At 65.1% G+C, this 18758-nt stretch carries 16 protein-coding genes; 6 read left to right on the forward strand and 10 right to left on the reverse strand.

Going from position 1 to position 18758, the window contains the following annotated elements:
- Both IVA98_RS29790 and IVA98_RS29795 read right to left on the reverse strand, forming a co-directional pair.
- Positions 1–1215, reverse strand: a complete 1215-nt coding sequence (locus IVA98_RS29790) for an LON peptidase substrate-binding domain-containing protein (protein WP_247307355.1) — start codon at positions 1213–1215, stop codon at positions 1–3.
- A gap of 182 nt (positions 1216–1397) precedes the next feature.
- On the reverse strand, positions 1398–1715 hold the full coding sequence (locus tag IVA98_RS29795) for a hypothetical protein (RefSeq protein WP_247307357.1): 318 nt from the start codon (positions 1713–1715) through the stop codon (positions 1398–1400).
- A 148-nt stretch (positions 1716–1863) separates the two neighbouring features.
- Here IVA98_RS29795 and IVA98_RS29800 point away from each other — a divergent pair, with 148 nt between their 5' ends.
- Together IVA98_RS29800 and IVA98_RS29805 are read left to right on the forward strand one after the other, a co-directional pair.
- Positions 1864–2772 carry a PaaI family thioesterase gene (locus IVA98_RS29800; protein ID WP_247307360.1) on the forward strand — a complete coding sequence of 303 codons (909 nt, stop codon included), beginning with the start codon at positions 1864–1866 and terminating at the stop codon, positions 2770–2772.
- Positions 2773–2838: 66 nt separating this feature from the next.
- A complete protein-coding gene (locus IVA98_RS29805; RefSeq protein ID WP_247307363.1) occupies positions 2839–3204 on the forward strand; it encodes a hypothetical protein in 366 nt (121 codons plus the stop codon).
- Here IVA98_RS29805 and poxB read toward each other — a convergent pair.
- The 3 genes from poxB to IVA98_RS29820 form a co-directional block, all read right to left on the reverse strand.
- Complete coding sequence (poxB, locus tag IVA98_RS29810; RefSeq protein ID WP_247307366.1) at positions 3201–4937, reverse strand: ubiquinone-dependent pyruvate dehydrogenase; 1737 nt, start codon at positions 4935–4937, stop codon at positions 3201–3203. The genes IVA98_RS29805 and poxB overlap by 4 nt on opposite strands.
- An 80-nt stretch (positions 4938–5017) precedes the next feature.
- Positions 5018–5650 (reverse strand): 2-dehydro-3-deoxy-6-phosphogalactonate aldolase, encoded by a 633-nt coding sequence (locus tag IVA98_RS29815; RefSeq protein WP_247307371.1) that lies wholly within the window; start codon positions 5648–5650, stop codon positions 5018–5020.
- A 13-nt stretch (positions 5651–5663) separates the two neighbouring features.
- On the reverse strand, positions 5664–6578 hold the full coding sequence (locus IVA98_RS29820; RefSeq protein WP_247332850.1) for a 2-dehydro-3-deoxygalactonokinase: 915 nt from the start codon (positions 6576–6578) through the stop codon (positions 5664–5666).
- 213 nt (positions 6579–6791) lie between these two features.
- Here IVA98_RS29820 and IVA98_RS29825 point away from each other — a divergent pair, with 213 nt between their 5' ends.
- Both IVA98_RS29825 and IVA98_RS29830 read left to right on the forward strand, forming a co-directional pair.
- Entirely contained in the window at positions 6792–7889 is a 1098-nt protein-coding gene (locus tag IVA98_RS29825; protein WP_247307375.1) for an LLM class flavin-dependent oxidoreductase, read from the forward strand.
- 56 nt (positions 7890–7945) lie between these two features.
- Entirely contained in the window at positions 7946–8500 is a 555-nt protein-coding gene (locus IVA98_RS29830) for a flavin reductase family protein (protein WP_247307377.1), read from the forward strand.
- 60 nt (positions 8501–8560) lie between these two features.
- On the opposite strand, the gene IVA98_RS29835 is transcribed toward IVA98_RS29830, so the two are convergent.
- From IVA98_RS29835 to IVA98_RS29845, 3 genes are all read right to left on the reverse strand, one after another.
- Complete coding sequence (locus IVA98_RS29835; RefSeq protein WP_247307379.1) at positions 8561–10429, reverse strand: sigma-54-dependent Fis family transcriptional regulator; 1869 nt, start codon at positions 10427–10429, stop codon at positions 8561–8563.
- A gap of 107 nt (positions 10430–10536) precedes the next feature.
- Complete coding sequence (locus tag IVA98_RS29840) at positions 10537–13842, reverse strand: acetyl-CoA carboxylase family protein (RefSeq protein ID WP_247332846.1); 3306 nt, start codon at positions 13840–13842, stop codon at positions 10537–10539.
- Between the two features lie 194 nt (positions 13843–14036).
- Complete coding sequence (locus IVA98_RS29845; RefSeq protein WP_247307383.1) at positions 14037–15719, reverse strand: methyl-accepting chemotaxis protein; 1683 nt, start codon at positions 15717–15719, stop codon at positions 14037–14039.
- A gap of 294 nt (positions 15720–16013) precedes the next feature.
- Between IVA98_RS29845 and IVA98_RS29850 the strand changes: the two genes are divergently transcribed.
- Positions 16014–16514 (forward strand): hypothetical protein, encoded by a 501-nt coding sequence (locus IVA98_RS29850; protein ID WP_247307387.1) that lies wholly within the window; start codon positions 16014–16016, stop codon positions 16512–16514.
- 154 nt (positions 16515–16668) lie between these two features.
- Here IVA98_RS29850 and IVA98_RS29855 read toward each other — a convergent pair whose 3' ends face one another.
- Positions 16669–17268: a TetR/AcrR family transcriptional regulator gene (locus IVA98_RS29855; protein ID WP_247307391.1), complete on the reverse strand. Its 600-nt coding sequence runs from the start codon at positions 17266–17268 to the stop codon at positions 16669–16671.
- A 163-nt stretch (positions 17269–17431) separates the two neighbouring features.
- On the opposite strand from IVA98_RS29855, the gene IVA98_RS29860 reads away from it, so the two are divergent.
- The gene (locus IVA98_RS29860) at positions 17432–17809 is read left to right on the forward strand and encodes a tautomerase family protein (RefSeq protein WP_247356070.1); all 378 of its coding nucleotides are present in this window, start codon (positions 17432–17434) and stop codon (positions 17807–17809) included.
- Positions 17810–17828: 19 nt separating this feature from the next.
- Here IVA98_RS29860 and IVA98_RS29865 read toward each other — a convergent pair whose 3' ends face one another.
- Positions 17829–18755, reverse strand: coding sequence for a CobW family GTP-binding protein (locus IVA98_RS29865; protein ID WP_247307397.1), 927 nt, complete (start codon positions 18753–18755; stop codon positions 17829–17831).
- Positions 18756–18758 lie beyond the last annotated feature (3 nt).

The raw sequence follows: 18758 nt of genomic DNA on the forward strand, positions 1-18758 counted from the left end.
TTAGCCAACACCTCGCGCGATCGCTTTGTCGGCGCGCGCGCGCGAGACGCCATGCTCCGCGAGCAGACGTGCCGCGGGACTTCGTGTTTCGGCGAACAAGGCAACAAGCGCATTGGCGCGAGTGACCGCCGCATGGCCCACCTCCTGAGCGTGGAATGCGGCACGCCGGTCGACGCGCTTGAACGCGGCGGTGGGCTCGGCGCTTCCGGCCTCGATCACGGTGTGTTTGAGCTCGTTGTCGAGATATTGCACGAGGCTCTGCCTCAGCTTGCCAAGATCGGCGTAGCAGGCGAGCATCACGGCGGACGCGTTCGCATCTTCGATCAGGGCGAGCAGCAAATGCTCAAGCGTCGCGTATTGATGGCGACGCCGGTCAGCGAGATCGAACGCCAGCCGCTTCGTGGCCGCGTAATTTGCCGAAACCGGACGTTGCGACTGGTCAAGCAGCGCTTCGATGCGCTCAAGCCGCGTCATGGGATCGAGCGTCGCCAACAGCTCGTATTTCTCGCTGACAGGCAGCTTCATCCGCGTGGCGACGGTATCGGCGATCTGTCCGGGATCACGGGTTGAATCAAAGAACAGCCAGATGTCCGGCACGAGAATTCCGTGAACCGCCGTGTAATCCTGGAAGCGCTGATAGATCCTTCGGATCAGATCCCGCGCGTCGCGAGTCGCTCCCTCGCTGATGGCAGTGACTTCGGCCTGATACGCGACCGATTCAACGGCAAAGCCGCGTAGCGCGACACGCCTAAGTCCTCGGGTCAACACCCTGAGCGTGCCGTCGCGGAGTGCTTCAAGCTCAAGCAACTGAGCTAGGATGCCGATCTCGTAGACATCCGCAAGGCCCGGCTCGTCGACCGCCGCCTCACGCTGGATCGCCACCACAACCTCCCGCCCACCTTCGAACGCCTGATTCAAGGCCTGGATCGTTCTCTCGCGTCCCACGAACAGCGGGTAGGTCTCGTTCGGAAACGGAACGAGATCGCGCAACGGAATGGCCGGATAGAACGCCGTTGTCGCCGTGAGCTTCGCAGCCGGCGCAACCGTGTCACGGCGCTCGGCCTGAAGCACCGCCGACAACGTGTTCCAGTCGGCGACGCCCAGCATCCTCGACACCAGTTCGAGGCTCTCGCTGTGACTGATGGTGACGGTCTTGGTGGTCAGGGATTCGCGCAGGGTCTGCGCCATAGCCTTGGCATCGCGAAAATCGCGCATGGGTTCGTCCTCTGCGTGAGCGATCCAGGTGTGTCAGGTGGTTGCGTTGCTGACCCGGTCGCTCGGGCAAAGGGGGCCGATCAGGGCTCGATACATTCACCGTTCCACGGAGGGCGCAACCGGCAGGTTGTATCAACCTGCGCGAAAGGTGGCGCAAAGACAAATTGATGTCAATCGCGATCTCAATTCTTCACCGCCGGAATCTCCTCCTGCGGCTGCTGCTGGCCCTGCTTGTACATCGCCAGCGCCTTGTCGAGCGCTTCGCGCAGGGCAAGCGCCGCGGCCACGCTGCAACGCAGGTGCGCGGTCTGGACCACGTCGACCCTGACTGCGGCGCCGACCGGCATCAGGAGATTCGCGGCAAGCTCGATCTGGATCGCGCCGTTATGATGGCCGAAGCAGGAGGCGCCGTCGAAATAGATGATCGGGGCCCGCTCCGAGCTGGAGGTCGAAATGGTGACGGGCCCCTGGGCGGTCGAGGGTGTTTCGGGGTCGGTCATGAGCGCTCCTTGCGGATAGGTCGAACGAACGAAGCACCCACCATCGTCGCTTCGGCCGCCTCTGTCGAGACCAAACCGGCCTTGCGGGAGCGTGCGAAGGTTACATGCGGGTTTTGCGCGGTGCGCGGCACTGGTCTAGAACGTCGCTATGCCTAGCTCATCGACCGCGCTTCCCTTCGAGGAACTCGCCGAGGCCATCAAGGGCCGGCGCTCCGATTACGGCCATATCAGCGGGCTCCAGCTCGACCGCTTCGCGCCCGGCGAGGCCTGGTCCAGCCTGCCTTACCGTCCCGTCTTCGTCGGCGACACCGAGACCGGCGTTCTGCATGGCGGCGTCGTCACCGCGATGCTGGACGAGAGCTGCGGCATGGCGGTGCAGCTCGCGCTCGACGGCACGCGCGCGATCGCGACCCTCGACCTGCGGATCGACTATCAGAAGCCGGCAACGCCGGGCCTCGATATCAAGGCGCATTCGGTCTGCTACCGCACCACACGCTCGATCGCCTTCGTCCGCTCCACCGCTTACCAGGAGTCCGAAGACGATCCGGTGGCGACCGCGACCGCCTGCTTCATGATCGGCGCCAACCGCACCAACATGCTCGCCGACCGCAGAATGGATTCGCGCAGCATTCCGACGCTCGAGACGCCCGAGGATTCAGATGGTCCGTTCGCGAACAGCCCGTTCGCGCGCTGCCTCGGCATTCGCGTTAACGGAGACGCCACGCTGACGATGCCGTTCTCGCCGAAGATCGTCGGCAATCCGATCCTGCCCGCGATTCATGGCGGCATGACCGGCGCTTTTCTCGAAACCACCGCGATCGTCGGCGTGGCGCGCGAGCTCGGCATTGCGGCGCCACCCAAACCGATCGGCCTCACCGTCAACTATCTGCGCTCGGGCCGGGCGCTCGACACCTTCGCCGACGTATCGATTGTGAAGCAGGGACGGCGCATCGTCGCCTTCGAGGCGCGGGCCTGGCAGGACTATCCGGACAAGCCGATCGCCACGGCCTTCGGTCATTTCATGTTGCGGCCAACGCCCGGAAGTGACGAGGAATAGGCGTATTTCACTTGACGGGCGGGGCGCAGGACACAACGATATCGCGTTCCCGCGGGAGATATTGAGTTGCGGCATCCGCTCGACATCGTCGCCATGTTCGCCGCACTCTGGCTGCTGGCATCGATGGTGCTCGACGCGCTGACGCCGAAGGAGCTGACGGCGGTGATGATCGCCATTGCGATCGGGCCTGCCATCGTCGTCACTGCCGTGTTCTATTATCTGCGCTGCCCACGGACGGATTTCGCGGTGATGTTCGCCGCGCTCTGGCTGATCTCGGACGTTGCCATTGCCTTCATCTCGCCGAAGGCGCTGCCGCATTTCCTGATCGTGCTCGGCTTCGTGCCGGCGCTGCTGATCGGCACCGTGCTGCACTGGCAGCGCTTCCAGCACCGTCACGAGCGGCTACCGGTGCCGTCAGCCAAGCGCAGTTAACGCGGCAGCAGATTCGTCTTGGCAAGGTCCAGCACCTCGTCGCCACGACCGTTCATCACGGCGCGCAGCACCCAGAGGCTGAAGCCCTTGAGCTGCTCGGGCGTGATGGTCGGCGGCATCGACAGCTCCTGCTTGGCGGTGACTACGTCGAGCAGCGCCGGCCCGTTATAAGCCAGCATCTCCTTCATCGCGCCGGGCAGCTCGCCGGGGTCTTCGACGCGTTGGGCAAAGATACCCATCGCGCGCGCCATCGCTGCGAAATCAGGATTCTCCAGATCGACATTGGTGTCGACGAAGCCCGCGGCCTTCATCTCCAGCGCGACGAAGCCGAGCACGCCGTTGTTGAAGACGACCACTTTCACCGGCAGCTTCATCTGCGTCAGCGTGATCAGATCGCCCATCAGCATGGTGAAGCCGCCGTCGCCCGACAGTGAGATCACCTGGCGGCCGGGCTGGGCGGCCTGCGCGCCGATCGCCTGCGGCATGGCGTTGGCCATCGAGCCGTGCACGAAGGAGCCGATCAGCCGACGCCGGCCGTTCATGTCGAGATAGCGCGCGGCCCACACCGTGGGCGTGCCGACATCGGCGGTGAACACGGCATCGTCGGACGCATGGTCGCTGATGACTTTTGCCAGATATTGCGGATGGATCGGCTTGGCTCCCGGCGTGCCCCTGGCGAGTTGGTCGAGACCCTCGCGCGCCTTCTTGTAGTGCGCGATGGCATCGTCGAGATGCCTGCGCTGCGTCTTGGTCTTCAATAGCGGCAGCAGCGCCTCGATGGTCAGCTTGACGTCGCCGACGAGGCCGAGATCGATCTTGCAGCGCCGGCCGAGATTTTCGGGGCGGATGTCGATCTGCGCGACCTGGCAGTCGGTCGGGAAGAACTGCTTGTAGGGGAAGTCGGTGCCGAGCATAACGAGCGCGTCGCAGGCGTGCATGGCCGCGTAGCCCGAGGAAAACCCGATGAAGCCGGTCATTCCGACGTCGTAGGGATTGTCGTATTCGACATGCTCCTTACCACCGAGCGCGTGCACAATCGGGCTCTTGAGCGTTTCGGCAAGCTGCATCAGCGGCGCATGCGCGCCGGCGCAGCCACGGCCGCAGAACAAGGTGACGCGTTCGGCACCGTTCAAGAGATCCGCGAGCGCTTGCAACTCACCCGTCTGTGGCACGACCTTCGGCGCTGCCGGCGTAAGCCCGCGCGTCGTCGACAGCGCGCGCTTCGGCGGACTGCGGAAAGCGACATCGCCGGGCATGGCGACGACGGCGACACCGCGCAGGCCGACCGCCGCACGGATCGCATTCTCCAGCACGTAAGGAAGCTGGCTGGGATCGGAGACCAGCTCGCCATAATGGCTGCATTCGCGGAACAGGTTTTGCGGATGCGTTTCCTGGAAATAGCCGCCGCCGACCTCGGCCGAGGGGATCTGCGCCGCGATTGCCAGCACCGGAACGCGACTGCGATGCGCGTCGAACAGGCCGTTGATCAGATGCAGATTGCCGGGGCCGCAGGAGCCGGCGCACACCGCAAGGCTTCCCGTCATCTCGGCTTCGCCGGCGGCGGCAAACGCCGCGACCTCTTCGTGCCGGACATGGATCCAGTCGATGGTGCCGCGGCGGCGCAGCGCCTCGGTGAGGCCGTTCAGGCTATCGCCGACGATGCCATAGATGCGCTTGACGCCGGCCTGTTCGAGCGTCGCCACGAACAGATCGGCTACGTTGTTGATTGCCATGTCGGTCTCCTGAACTCGCTGGTGCAGCAAGATAGGATAACGCAGGACCGTGACGGCATCACGGCTTGTTTATTGGCGGCTCAGGCTTGCGCAATCGCCCGATCGTACGCCGCGATCGTCAACTTTGCGCGAGCGGCAACGTCCGTCGCCGTCATGCCGGGCTTGTAGAGGCTTGAGCCGAGCCCGAACGCCGTCACGCCGCCCTTGATATATTCGGCAAAATTCTGGTCGGAGACACCACCGACAGCGGCAATCATCACGCCGGCCGGCAGCACGGCGCGGATCGCGGCGATGCCGGATGCGCCGAGCACGCTCGCCGGAAAGAACTTCAGGCTCGAGGCGCCGGAGCGCGCCGCCAGAAGCGCCTCGGTCGGCGAGAACACGCCGGGCATCGTCACCATGCCGTGCTGATGCGCGCGCGCCAGCACCCCGGTATCGACATTCGGCGAGACCATCAGCTTGCCGCCGACTTCGTTGAGACGATCGACGTCTGCGGCCGTCAGCACAGTGCCGGCGCCAATCAACACGCCGGCGGGCGCGAGCTTCACAGCGGTGGCAATCGAGCGGAACGGATCTGGCGAGTTCAGCGGGATCTCGATTGCGGTCACGCCGGCCTCGATCAGCACGCCGACGATCGCCTCGGTCTCCTCCGGCTTGACGCCGCGCAAGATCGCGACCAGCGGACGCTTCATCGGCGGAAAGGCAACGCTCATTTCAAGATTCCTCTCATTTCATCCAGATCGCGGCGGCCGCCATCGAAAGACCGCGGCGAACCGCTTCATCGGCGTCAATCGGCTGCACGGTGACTGCCAACGCCTCGAAGGCGAGCCGGTACAGCATCGCGAGCCGGCCGGAGGCAATCAGCTTGACGCCAGCTTTCGGGACGGCCCCGGAAAGGCCCGCTGCGAGCTCGACGCCAATGAGGGTACCCGATACCGTTTCGCGGGCCGCGGCCGGCGTGCCGCCGAACAAGAGCTGCCGCGAGCGCGCGGTGAACAGAAGATTGGCGGCGAAGGCCGGTGCCTTGAATGCAGCAACCACCGCCGCCTTGAAGCTTGCGACGTCCTCAACGTCATCGGCGCCGGCGACCGCGAGCGACAGGATCGTCTCGCGCGAGACGACACTGAAGAGCTCGCCGGTCATGAAGGTCGAGAAGTGCTCGACAATGCCACCCTTCACGCGGACCCATTTCGAATGCGTGCCGGGCATGCAGACCAGCGCCTCGCCGGCGGCATCGAGGCCGAGCGCGCCGAGCAACTGCGTCTCCTCGCCGCGCATCACGTCCGGCTTGTTTGCATCGCGCTGCGCGATGCCCGGCAGGATGCGGATGTCGCGCAGCTCGCCGGGCACAAGCGCAGCCTGCTTCAGGATGGCGGCAAGTGGCGCCGGCGTGTCGACATAGCCGGCCTCGACCCAGCCCGTCTTGGCACCGGCCATGCCGCAGACGAGAACCGGCAGATGAGCCGGCGCTTCGAGCGTCGCAAGATGCGATTGCAGCACGGCAGGGAAGCCGGTCTTGGCCGCAGCCAGCATGCCCTCGCCGCTGCGGCGTTCCGCCAGCACCTGACCGGCACGATCGATCAGCCAGAGCCGAAAGCTGCTGGTGCCCCAGTCCACCGCGACGTAGGCGGGTTCGGTCATTCGAAACTGTCCTCGTCTTGCGGCTAAGACGTCGTCTCGCGACATGAGACGACATGTTGCAAGTCTGTGCCGAGATACCGGCTATTGCGAGGGCAAACCAGCCCTTTCTCACTGATTTGAGGCCCCACCGCGCTGGCACACCGCTTGCTGAAGCTTCGCCACTCAGCTCCGCCAACGCGCAACAAGACGCGTCAACATCAGATGAGGAAACCCATGGAGATCGGCTATTTCACGATGCCTTCGCATCCGCCGGAGTGCGGCCTGAAGGAAGGGAACGACTGGGACCTGCAGGTCATGCGCTGGCTCGACGAGCTCGGCTATCAGGAGGCCTGGGTCGGCGAGCACCACACCGCTCCCTGGGAACCCAACCCGACGCCGGATCTTCTAATCGCACAGGCGCTGATGCAGACCAAGAAGCTTCGCATCGGCCCGGGCGGCTTCCTGCTGCCCTACCATCACCCGGCCGAGCTCGCCAACCGCGTCGCGATGCTCGATCATCTCTCCGAGGGCCGTCTCAATTTCGGCGTCGCGGCGAGCGGCCTGCCGAGCGACTGGGCGATGTTCAACGTCGACGGCATGAGCGGACAGAACCGCGACATGACCCGCGAGGCGTTGGAAATCATCCTGAAGCTGTGGACCGAGCCGGCGCCCTTCACCCACAAGGGCAAGTTCTGGACGGTGACCAAGCCTGACACGATGTTCGACTTCCTCAAGCCTCACATCAAGCCGTTCCAGGCGCCGCATCCGCCGATCGGCGTCGCCGGGCTTTCCAAGAATTCCGACACGCTAAAACTGGCAGGCGAGCGCGGATTCATTCCGATGAGCCTCAACCTCAACCCGGCCTATGTCTCGAGCCATTGGGATTCGGTCGAGATCGGCGCCGCCAAGACCGGACGCAAACCGAACCGACAGGACTGGCGGCTGGTGCGAGAGGTGTTCGTTGCCGATACCGACGAGGAAGCCTGGAAGCTCTCGACCGGCGACATGATGGGCCGGATGATGAGCGAATACTTCCTGCCGCTGCTCGGCCATTTCGGCTTCAAGGACTACCTCAAGCACGCGCCTGACGTGCCCGACAGCGACGTCACCGTCGAATATTGCGCCAAGCGGAACTGGATCGTCGGCTCGCCGGCGACCGTCGCCGAGAAGATCGAGAAGATCTACGACGAGGTCGGCGGCTTCGGCGTCCTCTTGGTGTTCGGCTTCGACTACAAGCACAAGGCCGAAGCCTGGCACCGTTCGCTGTCGCTGCTGAAGAACGAGGTGATGCCGCGCCTGACGCATCTCGGCTCCGCGCGCAAGGCGGCTTGACCCGGTATGGGTGCGGCGCGATCGTGCCGCACCCACCCAATCTCGGAGATTTCCGCGTGACGGTCGACGCCAAGGATTTCAAGCAGGCGATGCGCCAATGCGCCGGCGCGGTTGCGCTGGTGACGGTCGGCGCCCAGCACGGCAAGCGCACCGGACTGACCGTGACCTCGGCCTGCTCGCTCTCCGACAATCCGCCGTCGCTGATCGTCTGCGTCAACCGTAGCGCCAGCGCACACGGGCGCATTCGCGAGGAAGGCGCATTTGCAATCAACTTCCTGCACGAGGATCACGCCCTGCTGGCGCTGACTTTCAGCGGCCAGAAAGGCGTCAACGGCGACGACCGCTTCGCTTTCGGACAATGGACGCGAGGCAAGACCGGCGCGCCGGTGCTGACGGACGCGGTCGCGGCGTTCGACTGCGTGCTGGCGCAGGAGTTCGAGACGAAGACGCATTCGATCTTCATCGGCGAGGTGCGCGGCGTGTCGCATGCGGATGGCGCCAAGCCGCTGGTCTATCTGCGCGGTAATTTTCACAGGCCGCAGGAGATCCGCGAGGGCGTGACGATCGGCGACCTCGATGCACGGCATCTGAGCTGGACGGATTTTTCGTGACGGCGGCAGAGGCGGCGTGCTCTCTCGCCCCGCTTGCGGGAGCGACTCGTTTTTTCGACGCTACTGCGTCGTCTCGATCTTCAGCAGCTTGATCTTGCGATAAAGCGTCGCGCGGCTGAGCTTCAGCGCGCGTGCTGCCTCGGTGACGCGACCACCCTGCCTGCGCAGCGCCTCGACGATCGTGGCGCGCTCGGCCGCTTCGAGATCCGGCTCCGCCTTTCCGAACCGCGGCAAATCGAGATCGGCATCGGTGATGACACCGTCCTCCGCGGTGCAGCCGGCAAGCCGCAGCACGTGGCGGAGTTGGCGCATATTGCCGGGGAACGGATAGGCCACGAGCTGCGACCAGGCTTCATCCGAGAGTCGGCAGTTCGGCGCCTCCTCGCGTGCAATATGGCGGATGACGTCGTCGCGGTCGGCGCGCTCGCGCAACGCCGGCAATCGCACCTCCATGCCGCGCAGGCGGAAATAGAGGTCGGCGCGGAAGGCGCCCTCCTCGGCCATGCGGCCGAGATCGCGATGGGTGGCGCTGATCAGGCGGATGTCGACGGCGACAGGCTTGAGCGCGCCGAGCGGCCAGACCTCGCGGTTTTCCAGCACGCGCAGCAAGCGGGTTTGGAGCGCGATCGGCATGTCGCCGATCTCGTCCAGGAACAGCGTGCCGCCATCGGCCTGCACGATCAGGCCTTTCGAGCCGTCGCGCCGCGCACCGGTGAAGGCGCCGGCCTCGTAGCCGAACAGCTCGGCGTCGATCAGGCTCTCCGGCATCGCCGCGCAGTTCAGCGCGACATAATTGTTGCGCGCGCGGTTGCTGGCCGCATGAATGGCGCGCGCGAACACGTCCTTGCCGACGCCGGTCTCGCCATGCAGCAGCACCGGCAGATTGTGGTCACTGATGCGCCTGAGCCGTTTTACGCTTCTGATCAGTCCGGGGTCGCTACCGGCGAGCCGGTGCAACGCGTCGAATCGATCGACGGAGCCGTCGCCGCGCGGGGCCGGCCGACGCGCCCTCGCGCGCAACGGGGGCGCGACACGGCCCCGGCCTAACGGACTGCCGTCGGCGCGGCGCAACTCGACGATCTCGTCCGCGCCGCGCGCTGCGTGACGAACGAACCTGACATAGCGTGATAGATCGATGCCGGACGCGATCATGCCGTCGGTTAGGCCCAGCAGCGCACGCGCAGAACGGCAGGCGCCGACGATGCGCCGATCATCGTCATAGGCGAGCAGGCCGCGGCCGCCGTCTCCAGGCACGGTCGCAACCCAGGCGTCGCGGAAATGACCGCGGAAGATCGCGTCCTCCATTCGCCGCGCCGCAGCCATCGTCACCGCGAGCGCAAGCTGATGCGAGGCGCGGCTGAGGTCATCACGACACGACGTGATGTTGACGGCGCCAGCAATGCGACCCGCTTGGTCGAACAAGGGCGTCACCGCGCAGGAGAAAATGCTCCACTGTTCGCGAAAATGCTCGTCCCGATGCACCAGGATCGATTTCTGCTCCGCAAGGCAGGTGCCGAGTCCGTTGGTGCCTTCGAAGGCCTCCGAAAAGTTGGAGCCGGTGTAGACCTTCCAGCGCAGGAAGATGTCGGCGTCGGCCTCGCCCGGCAACCGGCTTAACAGCATGGTCGCGCTCGCGTCCGCGAGATTGACGCAATAGCCAGCCTCGCGCAGCACCGTGGCGAGATCGTCGAGCTCGGGCGTTGCGAGCCTGATCGTCTCCTCCATCGGCTCGGCAACGTGACGGATCTCGGCTTCGGTCAGCGTCTGCGGCGGCCCGCGGCGGGCGGGATCGAGCTTGTGATTGACCAGGCAGCGCCGCCAGGAATTGGCAATCCGCGAAGAGGCATCGACGTCCGCCAAGCGGTCAGTAGCCTGATTGGCGACGGACAAGACACGGGCGACATGGTTCGAGGCCGAAAGGCTGGCCATCGCGGACGTCTCCACCCTGTATTTTGCGCAAAGTCTGGCACCGCGGGCGGGGATGTCAATCGGGAACCGGGAACGCACGCGGCGCAGTCAAAATTGCTGCACCGCGCTCACCACGTATCGATGCACGGCCGCTTCTTGCCCGTCCGCGCGGGCGGCTTTGGCACTGAGCGCAGGCCCGCCATGATCCAGCGCCGCGTCTCGGCGGGGTCGATGACATTGTCGATCTCGAACACGGAGGCAATCGAAACTGCCTTGCCGTTGGCATAGAGCTCGGCGACCTTGTTGCGGTAGTAGGTCTCGCGCTCTTCGGGATCGGCGATCGCCTCCATCTCCTTGCGGAAGCCGAGACGGACATAGCCCTCCAGCCCCATGCCGCCAAACTCGCCGGTCGGCCAAGCCGCGGTGAAGAACGAGGCGTGGAAGCCGCCGCCGATCATCGACTGCGCGCCGAGCCCGTAGCCCTTGCGCAGCACGATGCCGAATAAAGGCACTGTGAGGCTGGCTCCGGTCACGAACATGCGCGAGACGTGGCGCACGATTGCGGTCTTCTCCGCTTCCGGGCCGACCATGAAGCCGGGTGTGTCGCAGAGCGAGACGACGGGCAGATCGAAAGCGTCGCAGAGCTGGAGGAAACGCGCGGCCTTGTCGCCGGCATCGGCATCGATCGCGCCGCCGAGATGGCGCGGATTGTTGGCAATCAGGCCGAACGGCTTGCCTTCGATGCGGATCAGCGCGGTGATCATGCCGACGCCGTAGTCGCGGCGCAGCTCCAGCATGGAGTCCTTGTCCGCGACGAGCTCGGTCACGCGGCGGATGTCGTAGACGCGAAGACGGTTTTCGGGGATGGCGCGGCGGAGCAGGCGCTGGTCGGCGGCTTCCCAATTCGACACCGCGCCCTGGAAATAGGACAGGTATTTCTGCGCAACGCGCGTTGCCTGCTCTTCGTCTTCGACGAGGATGTCGATGACGCCGTTCGGCGCCTGGAACGAGACCGGCCCGACCTCGGCCGGATGATAGACGCCGAGCCCGCCGCCCTCGATCATTGCCGGGCCGCCCATGCCGATCGAGGCGTTCTTGGTCGCGATGATGACGTCGCAGCAGCCGAGCATCGCAGCATTGCCGGCGAAGCAATAGCCGGAGACGACACCGACTACGGGCACGAGGCCGGACAACCTTGCGAACTGCACGAAGGACGGCCCGTCGAGGCCGGTCATGCCGAGCCGGTCAGTGTCGCCGGGCCGGCCCCCGCCGCCTTCGGCGTAGAACACCAGCGGCACGCGCCAATCCTCCGCCAGCGTCAGCATGCGGTCGATCTTCTTGTGGTTCATGTGGCCCTGCGTACCCGCGAGCACGGTGTAGTCATAAGCCACGACGATGCAGCGCCCGCCTTCCGGGCCGAACTTTTCGGCGTTGACGGTGGCAACGCCCATGACGAGGCCGTCGGCCGGCGTGTTCTTGATGAGATCGTCGAGCTTGCGCCGGCGGCGCTGGGCCGCAATCGCCAGGCTGCCATACTCCATGAACGAGCCGGGGTCGACGAGCTGGGCAACGTTCTCGCGCGCGGTGCGCTGGTTGGTGTTGCGGCGGCGTTCGACCGCGGCAGGGCGGTTCTCGTCGAGCGTATTGGCCTGACGCGCGATCAGCTCCGCGAGGTCGGGACGGATGTGATCGAGATCGATGTCGGCTTCCGCCGCCGTGCTATCCGCCGCAACGTCGAGCGGTTCCAGAAAAAGAATCGGCTCGCCATGCATCAGCGTGACGCCGTCGGCGACAACGAGCTTCATGACCCGGCCGCCTTGCTCGGCCATGACGAGGTGCTCCATCTTCATGGATTCGATCACGGCGAGCTGCTGGCCGGGGCGGACGATCTCGCCTTCCTTCACCTGGATAGTGACGATGGTTCCCTGCAAGGGGGCCGCGACCATCACCGCCCCTTCAGGCACGACTTGCGCGACGTTCGCCTCGGCGCCGTGAGCGCTGCTTCGCTCGGCCGCAGCAAAGTACAGCGGCTTTGCAGCACCGTCGGATGCGTCCACGAGCTTGCCGATATTGCGGTCGATGAAATCGGTCGCGATGCGGTTGGTCCTGAAATCGGGATGCGCAAGCACGGCCTGAAGAAAGGCGATGTTGGCGACGACGCCGTCAATTCGGAACTCGCGCAAGGCACGCGAGGCCTTCGCGACCACGTCGTGCCAGGCATCGACCGGCGTATGCACGATGACCTTCGCCAGCAGCGAGTCGAACGCCGCGCTGGTCTTATAGCCGGCATAGCCAAAGCTATCGACGCGAACGCCGGGCCCTGACGGCGGCTCGAACACGGCGAGCACGCCGCCGGTCGGGTGCGTCGCCCCCGTTTCGTCCAGCGTCTCCATGTTGATGCGAAGCTGCATGGCATAGCCGCGCGGCTTCGGAATATCCACTTGCGCAAAGCCGATCGAGGCGAGCGTCGCACCTGCGGTGACCGCGAGCTGAGCGCGGACGAGGTCGAGGCCGAGCACCTCTTCCGTCACGGTGTGCTCGACCTGGAGCCGCGGATTGGCCTCGATGAAGGCAAAGCTGTCGTCGGCGCTGCCATCGACCAGGAACTCGAACGTGCCGAGATTGTCGTAAGAGGCGGCCGCGGCGAGCTGCTTCGCCGCCTCGATGATGCGGCCGCGCAAGCCATCGCTCAGCGAGGGACTCGGCGCGACCTCTATCAGCTTCTGATGCCGGCGCTGGATGGTGCATTCGCGCTCCCACAGGTGAGAGATCGCGCCGAAGCGGTCGCCGATGATCTGCACCTCGATATGGCGCGCCTGCCGGATCAGCCGCTCGGCATAGACGCCGTCGAAGCCGAACGCCGCCTTGGCTTCGGACTGGCAGCGCGCATAGGCTTCCGCGAGATCGGCGGCGTTGTCCACGACGCGCATGCCGCGACCGCCACCGCCGGCCATCGCCTTAATCACGATCGCCGCGTCGCCGCCGAGCGAGGCGAAGAAGGCTGTGATCTCCTCCAGTGACGACGGCCCGCTGGTGCCCGCGATGATCGGCACACCGCAGCGCTTCGCCAATTGCCGTGCCGCAACCTTGTCGCCGAACAGCTCGAGCGCTGCTGGCTTCGGCCCGACGAAAGCGACGCCCGCGTCAGCGCAGGCTGTTGCGAATGCCGCGTTCTCACTGAGGAAGCCGTAGCCGGGATGCACGGCATCGCAACCGGCCGCTTTCGCCGCCGTCACCACCGCGTCGATGTCGAGATAGGCCCGCGCACCACGGCCGGCGATCTCGATCGCTTCGTCGGCAACACGCACATGCAGCGACAGCGCATCGTCAGCGGGGTGGATCGCAACCGTCATAATGCCGGCATCGGCCGCGGCGCGCGCGATGCGGATGGCGATCTCGCCGCGGTTGGCGATCAGGAGCTTCTTGAACGACATGCAACGGTCTCCTTGCCCGCGAGGCCAGGCGCGGGTCGGCAGGTTCGAAGATCCTGCTTCTTCACTTTAACCGCAGCCGTCAAGAGCGAGAAGGACGGCCGCAATGACCGCTCCCGCAGGCCGGAATTTCGATCTAGTCGCATGCGCCGTGACGAGGCCAATAGTCCACGTCACGGCAGACGGATCGGCGACGATCAGGCCGCCCGCACGCCCGCAACGAAGACGCTGACCTCGTTCTCCAGCGATTGCAGCTTCTGCGTCAGTCGGCCGCTCGATTGCAGCACGAGACCGGCGGCTTGGCCTGTCGCCGCCGTGGCATCGGTGACGCCGGCGATGTTTTGCGAGACCTGGTCGGTACCGGCGGCCGCCTCCTGCACGCTGTGGGCGATCGCCTGGGTCGCAGCGCCCTGCTCCTCGACCGCGGCTGCGATCGACGAGGAGATCTCGTTGACTTCCATGATGGTTTTGCGAATGCTCTCGATGTTGCCGACCACCTGGTTGGTCTCGGCCTGGATCGCGGTGATCTGCGCTCCGATCTCGTCGGTCGCCTTCGCGGTCTGGCTCGCCAGCGATTTCACTTCGCTCGCGACCACCGCAAAGCCCTTGCCGGCTTCGCCGGCCCGCGCTGCCTCGATGGTGGCGTTGAGCGCGAGCAGATTGGTCTGCGAGGCGATCTGATTGATGAGGTCGATGACCTCGCCGATCTTGTGCGCGGCAGCGGCCAGTCCCTGCACGGTGTCGTTGGTGCGCTGACCATCGGCGGCGGCCTTGTCGGCCACGCTGGCGGCCTGCGCGACGCGCTGGCTGATTTCGGCGATCGAGGACGACAGTTCGCCGGCGGCCGAGGCCACCGTCTGCACGTTGCTCGAGGCCTGCTGGCAGGCGGTGGCGACGAAGCTCGCGCGGTCGGTCGCCTTGTTCGCGGTCTCCGACATGCCCTGCGCAGCCTGCTGCATCGCGCGCGCCTCGTTGAAGACATCGCGCACGACGGCCTGAACGCTTGCCTCGAACTTGCCGGCAAGATCGGCCATCGCCCTGCGCTTCTCGTCGTCGGCCTTCTGCTTCAACTCTTCCTGCTCGGCATGCATCCGGCTGACCGCCGACGCATTGTCCTTGAATATGGCGAGCGCCTTGGCGAGCCCGCCAACCTCGTCGCGGCGATCGGTGTAGGGCACATCGAATGAGCTATCGCCGGCGGCGAGCCGCTCGGTCAGCCCGGTGATCCTGGCCAGCGGCCGGGTGACGCTTCGCCCGATCAGGAAGGAGGCGCCGAGGACCAGGACCAGCACGGCGAGACATAAATAGCCGAAGGTCATCGCATTCTGGCGGAAGACGGCGTCGACATCGTCGAGATAGATGCCGGTCCCGATGATCCAGCCCCAGGGCGCAAAGCCCTTCACATAGGAGATTTTCCCGACCGGCTGGTCGAACCCGGGCTTCGGCCAGAGATAGCCGTAGAAGCCCGCGCCCTGCTTGTTGACGACGTCGACGAAGCCCATGAACAGGGCGTTGCCCGCGGGATCCTTCATCCCGGAGAGGTCCTTGCCGTCGAGCTCGGGCTTGATCGGGTGCATGACCATCTTGGGGGCCATGTCGTTGATCCAGAAATACTCGACCTTGTCGTAGCGCAGGCTCTTGATTTCAGCCATTGCCCCGGCCTGGGCCTGCTCGCGCGAGAGTTTTCCTTCGCTCTCGAGCTTCTGGTAATGCGCCAGGATGCCGTAGCCGACATCCACCATGTGCTGCGTCTTGGCCTGGCGGTCGGCGATCATCTGCGCGCGCAGGGTGGATAGCGCGAGCGGCACCAGCGCGACCATGCCGAGGAGGCTGATGCCGACAATCAGGACCAGCTTGAAACTGATGCGGGAGAAAATCATCGGTGCTCGCAGGAATTGGAAGGGCAGATATGCCAGTTTATCCTGCGCTCCTTAGCAAAGCTTTAAGCATTGGTTTCCCAAGTCCCCGCAAAATTGCGTAGGGACGAGTGCAGGTGCACCGCCCGGCTTCGCGGGCCTGCAAAGCTGGCTGCATCCGAGATTGAAGCTTCTCAAATCTAGAAGACCTCGATATCGCCCCTGCGAACGTTGACTTGCAGAGGGCTCTGGCAGAACCATCGGCGCAGATGATCAACGCCAGCCATGGCGTGAGCACAGCCGAAGGCCGGAGTCTCAATGCATCAATCGACATATACCGGGTCCCTCAACCTTCCCGCGCTGAGCGCGGCGGAGCGGCTCTTCATCTGGGGATTTCGGGCGAAAGCACGCAGCGGAAGCGCCGTCCCGACTGCGGCCGAGATCAAGCAGGTGTACGACCATTTTCGCGTCGGCGATGCGGTGCCCTCACTGGAATCCATCATCGAGATCTTTGCGTGCATGGCGCATACGGCGATCGAAGTGCATTGCCCCACCTGCCCGCGCATGTCCGATAGTGAGCACGGAATCCTGCGGGCGATTGCCGCGACCCAGCAGGAGCGCATCGACGTCGCGCGCGAGCAGTTCGAGTGCTGGCTGCCGCCGGAGGGAGCCGATTGGGCGCTGGCGCCGGTGCGCGGGCTTGCAACGATCTTCCGCATGGCAGGTCTCATCCTGCCCGACCGGCACGTCCGCTCATTCGCGCATGATCGGACGATGGCTATGAAAAGCTGGTTTGTGGGCAGTCCGACGCTGCACTGACGTTGTGCTGACATTTTGACGGCTTCTAGTCGCATCCGGAGCGGCCTTGCGCTATCAACGTCGCCATGGAGAGGCGGAGCTCGACGCCTTCCATAAAACCTCCAGACGATCCCGGCGCGACCACCGCTGGGATCGTCGTTTGTCGCATATCCACCTAGCCACACTTCTTACCCAGCACGAGGTCGATTGTGTGGGCGGCGATCTTGCGCAATTGCGGCTCGTCGCCGAATGCACGTTCGAGCACGGCGAGACCGCGCGTCACCGTAACGATGTGCAGGGCTGCGGCGGCGGGGTTGCCGCTGAACTCGCCACGTTCGGCGCCCGCTGACAGCGTATCCTGGACCAGAGCAGTGATGCGCGAGACGAGGCTTGCAAAAGCCTGACGCGCCTCCTCATCCAGCCCTTCGCCTTCGGCCGCGCCGAGCTCCATCAAGCCACGCGTGGTCGGACATCCCCGCGGGGGAGAGCCCGAGCGGAAGTTGCTGATGGTCAAGTCGAAGAACGCGGCGAGGCGTTTGCGCAATGAGCCCGCGCCGAGCGCCTTTTGCAGGACGAGGAGATAATCGCCTGCGTAGCGTTCATAGGCTTGCAAGAACAGCGCCTCCTTGCTGCCGAACGCATTGTAGAGGCTGCCGCGCTGGACGCCGGCATCACGCGCGATGTCCGACAGCGATGTGCCGCGCACACCCTTGCGCCAGAACTGCTCGAACGCGATGCGCAGGACGTCGTCGTGGTCGAACTCGCGCGGTCTCAATGGCGATCCTCTTTCACTGCCGGTCCTGACTTGGCCGATAGTATTTGACAAGGTGTCAAGAACGTGATTTTTTGACACTACGTCAAAAACAAATTGATCGCCAGCTTCGTCTATGCGCGGCCCGCTAGCAGGCGGTCGCGCCGAAACCAAAAAGGGAATCCCCATGCCTCTGCTCCACATCTCGATGCGCGCCGGCAAGCCGGAAGCCTATCGGCAGGCGATCCTCGACGGCCTCTACCGCGCGATGCGCGAGACGCTGAACGTGCCCGAGGGCGACCAATTCATGACCATCAGCGAGCTCGCGCCCGCGAATTTCCGCTGCGGCAACGCCTACGGCGTCCAGCGCAGCGATGAAGCCGTGCTGATCCAGATCACGGTGTTCGCCTCGCGCACCGCAGAGCAGAAGACGGCGCTGTATCGCCGCATCGCGGACCTGCTCGGAGAAAGCCCGGGCATCCGGCCCGCGGACGTGTTCGTGAACGTGCTCGATGCGCCCAAGGAGAATTGGTCGGTCGGAAACGGCATCGCGCAATTCGCCTGATGTGGTACGAGCTGCAGCTTCAGCCTGCAACGCACGCCTCCATGATTCCATCCAGCTCCGCCTTCGTGAGCACCCCGAGCTCGGCGATGAAAACGATCCGTGCTCGCGGCGCGCCTGGTGCCGGCGCTTCACCCGGCGCCAGCGTGGCGCGGCCGGCGGCGAATTGAAACACCATCAGGCGGCCGGGCTGCTCGATGGTCTCGAACAGACCTTTGGCGCGCGCCAGCTTTGGCGCAAGGCGGCTGATGGCCTGCTGCAAACGCGGCAGCGAGATGGGCTGCTCCGAGGTCCAGCTCAGCGTCTCGAAGCGCTCCTCGGCGGGACGTTTCGGCCCTGGCTCGCGCAGCGCAGGCGCGCGATCTACGTTCGCGGGGAACAGCAGCGCGGCAGGAATCTCGCCATGGTTCGCATCGACCACCGCGGCAGGGACGCGCTGTGCCCGGATGGCCTCGCGCATGCGCAGCCCTGCGCCGGCATCCGCCAGATCCAGCTTGCTCAGCGCCACGATATCGGCAACGCGCAACTGCGACCGCTGGAGCGCATCCTCCAGGGCGGCCGGCGGCGCCGTCGCATCCAGCACGCAGAGCACCGTCTCCAGCGGCGCCTCGCGCAGGATCACCGGATCCATCAGATTGCGCACAATGTCGGCGGGATCGGCGACGCCGCTGGTCTCGATGACGATATATTCGGGCTTAGGATCGCGCCGCAGCAACGTCGACAGCGTGCGCAAGAGATCTCCTTCGAGCGAGCAGCAGATGCAGCCGTTGGCGAGGCTGACCACGCCGTCGCTCGCACCGGCGATCAACTCCGCATCGATGTTGATCGCGCCGAAATCGTTGATAACGGCGGCGATGCGTCGCCCGTCCGCATGCGCCAGCAGATGGTTGACGACCGTGGTCTTGCCCGCCCCCAGAAAGCCCGTCACCAGGAGGATGGGGACCGGCATGAA

Origin of the sequence: Bradyrhizobium sp. 160 (assembly GCF_023073735.1) — a bacterium.
GTDB lineage: Bacteria > Pseudomonadota > Alphaproteobacteria > Rhizobiales > Xanthobacteraceae > Bradyrhizobium.